Origin of the sequence: Nguyenibacter vanlangensis (assembly GCF_013376155.1) — a bacterium.
Lineage (GTDB): Bacteria > Pseudomonadota > Alphaproteobacteria > Acetobacterales > Acetobacteraceae > Gluconacetobacter > Gluconacetobacter vanlangensis.
This window is the reverse complement of record NZ_JABXXP010000168.1, coordinates 1-5353: the sequence shown is the minus strand read 5'-3', so window position 1 is coordinate 5353 and position 5353 is coordinate 1. Positions and strand designations below refer to the sequence as shown.

The following is a 5353-nucleotide window of genomic DNA, read 5'->3' as shown; positions in this document are numbered from 1 at the left end:
AGCCCCCTGGCCGGATACGCGCCCTGATCCTGTCGCCGACCCGCGAACTGGCCAGCCAGACCGCCGGCACCATCCGGACCTGCATCCGCGGCTGCGGACTGACCGTCGCCCTGGCGATCGGCGGCGTGCCCAAGGACCGCCAGACACGCGCCCTGCAGACCGGCATCGACCTGCTGGTGGCCACCCCCGGCCGGTTGCTGGACCACCTGGCCGACGGCACGATCACGCTTGAGGAAACGGGCTGCCTGGTACTGGACGAAGCCGACCGGATGCTGGATCTCGGCTTTGTCGACGACGTACGCGCGATCGCCGCCCGACTGCCGACCCGGCACCAGACCTTGCTGTTCTCGGCTACCATGTCGCCCGCTATCTCGGCCCTGGCCCGCCAGTTGCTGCACAAGCCGCTGCGCGTCGCCCCGCCCGAGCAGTCGGCCCCGCCGCCGCGCATCCGCCAGCAGGTGATCTTCACCCCGGCCGACCGCAAGCCGGCCACCCTGGCCGCCCTGCTGCGCCAGCAGGATTCCGGCCGCACCATGGTCTTCACCCGCACCAGGCAGGCCGCGGATTCTCTGGCCCGCAGCCTGACCGGCGCCGGGATCGCCGCCGCCGCCCTGCATGGCGATCACGGACAGGCAAGGCGCGACCACACGCTGGCGGCCTTCCGCCGGGGCACGGTGCGCGCCCTGGTAGCCACCGACGTCATGGCCCGCGGCATCGATATCGACGACGTGGCCCTGGTGGTGAATTTCGACATCCCCGAGCAGCCCGAAACCTATATCCACCGGATCGGCCGTACCGCGCGGGCCGGCCGCCGGGGGACGGCCCTGTCGCTCTGCGACCCGGCGGAGCGGCAATTGCTGCGCGAGATCGAGAAACGGAGCGGCGCCCGCATCGTCGCGATCGACTCCCCCTGACGCGGGATTCGGACGCGGAATTCAGGCGCGGGCTTCATCGGCGCAGGCGATCGGCTGCCCCCGATCGGCTATCGACTGTGCGCCATGCATGGCACACAGCGATGTGCCCGCCTCCATGGGCCGGGTGGCATTGCAGCGCCCGGGCGAGTCGATAAACTCGCGCCATGGCCGGTCCGCTCCCTTTCACCGCCGCTGGCGACTTCGGAAAAGACGAACATCTCCCTGGCCCGCCATCCGGTCAGGAAGACGGCGCGGCGCCATGAGCTGCGGTTCCACGACGCGCCCCGGCCCCTCGCCCCGCGTACGCGGCCGGCCGACATTCAGCGACACCCTGCCCCCGCCCCCCGCGCCGCTGCCGCGCTTCGACGTGGATATCCCGCCGCCGGACCTTTCCCCCTGGCTGGCCGGTAATTGCGGCATCCCCGGCGTGATGCACTACCAGGCGGCCCGGCCCGGCCCGCACGTGGTGCTGACCGCCCTGATCCACGGCAATGAATATGCCGGGGCGATCGCCCTGGACCGGCTGCTGCGCGAATCCGTCCGCCCCCGGCGCGGCCGCCTGTCGCTGGTCTTCGCCAATCTCGCCGCCTTCGCGCATTTCGACCGCGCCTCCCCCGTCGCGTCGCGCTTCGTCGATGAGGACATGAACCGGCTCTGGTGCCCACAGATCCTCTCCAGCGCGCGCCGCTCGCACGAACTCGACCGGGCCCGCGCGATCCTGCCGGTGATCGACAGCGCCGATATCCTGATGGATCTGCATTCCATGCTCTGGCCGGGCACGCCGCTGATGCTCGCGGGCGGCGCGGAAAGCGGGCGCAGACTATCCGCCCTGGTGGGCGACCCGCCGCTGATCGTTTCCGATCACGGCCACCGTGCCGGACCGCGGCTGATCGATTTCGTCCGGTTTTCCGATCCCCACAGCCCGGGCGCCGCCTGCCTGCTGGAGGCCGGCGCCCATTGGGCCCCCGCGACGGTCGAAGCGACCGACCATGCGATCCGCGCCCTGCTGCGCCATACCGGCCTGCTGCCGCCGCGGGACGAAGCACCTGCGCCGCCGCCGCAGCCGATGCCCCGGCACATGATGGTCACCGACATCGTCACGGCCCAGACCCCCGGCTTCCGCTTCGTCCGGCCGTTCCGCGGGGGCGAGACGATTCGTCGGCGCGGCACCCTGCTGGCGCAGGACGGACCGGACGAAATCCGCACGCCCTACCCGGACTGCATGCTGGTCATGCCCAATTTGCGCCCCGGACGAGGCCAGACGGCCGTGCGCCTGGCCATGCGCATTCCGGCCCCCGAGAGTTCAGCCGTCCGACGACAGCCCGATCAGCGATAGATCGGGAAACGCGCGCACAGGGTCCGCACCTTCCGGTGCACCGCGGCCTCGGTCTCGGGGCAGCCTTCCTCCCCTTTCTCGGCCAACGCGGTCAGCACCTCGTCGATCATCTCGCCGACTGCGCGGAATTCCTCGATGCCGAAGCCCCGCGCCGTCGCCGCCGGGCTGCCCAGCCGGATGCCCGAGGTCACGGCCGGCTTCTCCGGATCGAACGGCACGGCGTTCTTGTTCGCAGTGATGCCGGCGCGTTCCAGCGCCCGCTCGGCCGCGCGGCCGGTCACCTTCTTGGGGCGCAGATCGACCAGGATCAGATGGCTGTCCGTGCCGCCGGTCACGATGTCGAAGCCGCGCGACAGCAGCGTGTCGGCCAGAACGCGGGCATTGGCCGCCACCGCTTCCTGATAGGCCCGGAATTCCGGCTGCAGCGCCTCGCCGAACGCCACGGCCTTGGCCGCGATCACATGCATCAGCGGCCCGCCCTGCAGGCCGGGGAACACCGCCGAATTGATCTTCTTCGCCAGGTCGGCATCGTTGGTCAGGATCAGCCCGCCGCGCGGCCCGCGCAGGGTCTTGTGGGTGGTGCTGGTCACCACATGGGCGAATTGCAGCGGCGACGGATACAGGCCCGCGGCCACCAGGCCGGCGAAATGGGCCATGTCGACCATCAGATAGGCCCCGACCTCATCGGCGATGGCCCGGAAGCGCGCGAAATCGATGATCCGCGGATAGGCCGATCCCCCCGCCACGATCAGCTTCGGCTTCTCGGCACGGGCCAGGCGCTCCATCTCCTCGTAATCCAGCAGCCCGTCCTCGCGCCGCACGCCATACTGCACCGCGCGGAACCATTTGCCGGAATAGTTCGGCGCCGCCCCATGGGTCAGGTGCCCGCCGGCCGCCAGGCTCATGCCCAGGATCGTGTCGCCCGGGCTGACCAGCGCCATGAAGGCCGCCTGGTTGGCATTCGCCCCCGAATGGGGCTGCACATTGGCGAAATCCGCCCCGAACAGCGCCTTGACCCGCTCGATCGCCAGGCTCTCGACCTTGTCCACCTCGCCGCAGCCGCCATAATAGCGCCGGCCCGGATAGCCCTCGGCATATTTGTTGGTCAGCACGCTGCCCTGGGCCTCCAGCACGGCCTCGGACACCATGTTCTCACTGGCGATCAGCTCGATCCCCTCGCGCTGGCGCTCCAGCTCGCCGGCGATCATCCCGGCGACGGCGGGATCACGCTCGCGCAGCGACGCGCGGAAATAGGCATGCAACCCGCTCTGGCTCATCTGGTCCGGCATCGTTATAATCTCCAGTTCCTTCAACGCCGCCGCCAGTCATCGGAAGAATCCCAATGGCCTTTGCCCACGCGTCATTGTCATTTCGCGCATTCTAGCGTCTCTGGCGTCGCGAGGCCACACGGCGTTGCCGCGGGACCCAGCCTTATCCTCCCCGTCCTATTCTCAGGAGACGCACTGCATGGCGCAGCCGCCTGCCAACCAGACTGCCACGGGCTTGTTCCGCCGCAAGCGAATCGAAATCCCGAACGACAGCCACGGCCTGCGCCGCGTCCTGGGCCCCGCCAGCCTGATCGCGCTGGGCATCGGCTGCACCATCGGCGCCGGCCTGTTCTCACTGACGGGCATCGCCGCGTCTGAAAATGCCGGGCCGGCCGTGGTCCTGTCCTATATCGTCGCCGCCATCGCCTGCGGCTTCGCCGGGCTGTGCTACAGCGAGCTGGCCAGCATGATCCCCATCGCCGGCAGCGCCTACACTTATGCCTACATGGCGCTGGGCGAAATCGTGGCCTGGATCATCGGCTGGGACCTCGTGCTGGAATACGCGGTCGGCGCCGCCGCCGTCTCGGTCAGTTGGTCGCGCTATGTCGCCTCCCTGCTCGGCACCTGGGGCATCTCGCTGCCGCCCCGCCTGCTGGCCTCGCCCTTCGAGGCCGTCACCCTGCCCGACGGCAGCCATGTCACCGGCTTCATGAACCTGCCGGCCGCCTTCATCATCTGCGTCGTCTCGGCGCTGCTGATCCGCGGCGTGTCGGAATCGGCGCGCGTCAACAGCGTCATCGTGGTGGTGAAGCTCGCGATCATCGCCGCGGTCATCGCCTTCGGCCTGCCCTATATCAAGACGGCGAACTACGTTCCCTTCATCCCGGCCAATACCGGCACGTTCGGTCATTTCGGCCTGTCGGGCATCATGCGCGCGGCCGGCACCATCTTCTTCGCCTATGTGGGCTTCGACGCCGTCTCCACCGCGGCGCAGGAAACCCGCAACCCCGCCCGCGACATGCCGATCGGCATCCTGGGCAGCCTGCTGATCTGCACCCTGGCCTATGTGGCGTTCTCGCTGGTACTGACCGGGCTGGTGAATTACCATGACATGCTGGGCGACGCGGCCCCCGTCGCCACCGCCATCGACCGCACGCCCTTCCCGTGGCTGAAGCTGGCGGTCAAGATCGGCATCATCTGCGGCTTCACCTCGGTGCTGCTGGTGCTGCTGCTGGGGCAGAGCCGCGTCTTCTACGCCATGTCGCGCGACAGGCTGCTGCCGGCGATGTTCTCTTCCATCCATCCGCAATGGCGCACGCCGTGGTATTCCAACCTGCTGTTCATGGTCATCACCGGCGGCCTGGCGGCCTTCCTGCCGATCGACCAGTTGGCGCACATGACCTCGATCGGCACCCTGCTGGCCTTCGTCATCGTCTGCGTCGGCGTGATGTTCCTGCGCCGCACCGCACCGGGGCTCGAACGCCGCTTCCGCGTCCCGGGCGGCCCGGTCATTCCGGTGCTGGGCATCCTGTGCTGCCTGGCGGTCATGCTGTCGCTGGACGGGCTGACCTGGATCCGCCTGGCGGTATGGCTGATCATCGGCATGGCGATCTATTTCGGCTACAGCCGCCGCAACAGCGCCCTGGCTTCCGAATCCTGAGGCCCCTATCCTGACCCCCGTCCGGGCAGGGGCGCATGGCCGCCCCGCCCGGCCGATATCTGGCGGGCTCGGCCCAGGCGGACCATACTGGCCCCAAGGCAATGCGCGGCGGGCGTGGGACTCGCGCCCGGCACGCGGGTGCCCGTTACACCATCAGCCCGCAGCCGCGCCGTTC

General features: G+C 69.4%; 4 protein-coding genes. 3 read left to right on the top strand and 1 reads right to left on the bottom strand.

Annotated elements, in window-relative coordinates; genetic code table 11:
* Together HUK84_RS09675 and HUK84_RS09670 are read left to right on the top strand one after the other, a co-directional pair.
* On the top strand, positions 1–914 hold a 914-nt coding region (locus HUK84_RS09675; RefSeq protein ID WP_176640104.1), incomplete at its 5' end, for a DEAD/DEAH box helicase.
* 259 nt (positions 915–1173) lie between these two features.
* Positions 1174–2250 carry a M14 family metallopeptidase gene (locus HUK84_RS09670; protein WP_176640103.1) on the top strand — a complete coding sequence of 359 codons (1077 nt, stop codon included), beginning with the start codon at positions 1174–1176 and terminating at the stop codon, positions 2248–2250.
* Here the strand turns inward: HUK84_RS09670 and glyA are convergent.
* Positions 2241–3539 (bottom strand): serine hydroxymethyltransferase, encoded by a 1299-nt coding sequence (gene glyA / locus HUK84_RS09665; protein WP_374729305.1) that lies wholly within the window; start codon positions 3537–3539, stop codon positions 2241–2243. The two genes, HUK84_RS09670 and glyA, sit on opposite strands and share 10 nt — an antisense overlap.
* 178 nt (positions 3540–3717) lie before the next feature.
* Between glyA and HUK84_RS09660 the strand changes: the two genes are divergently transcribed.
* Positions 3718–5178, top strand: a complete 1461-nt coding sequence (locus HUK84_RS09660) for an amino acid permease (protein ID WP_176640102.1) — start codon at positions 3718–3720, stop codon at positions 5176–5178.
* Positions 5179–5353: the final 175 nt, after the last annotated feature.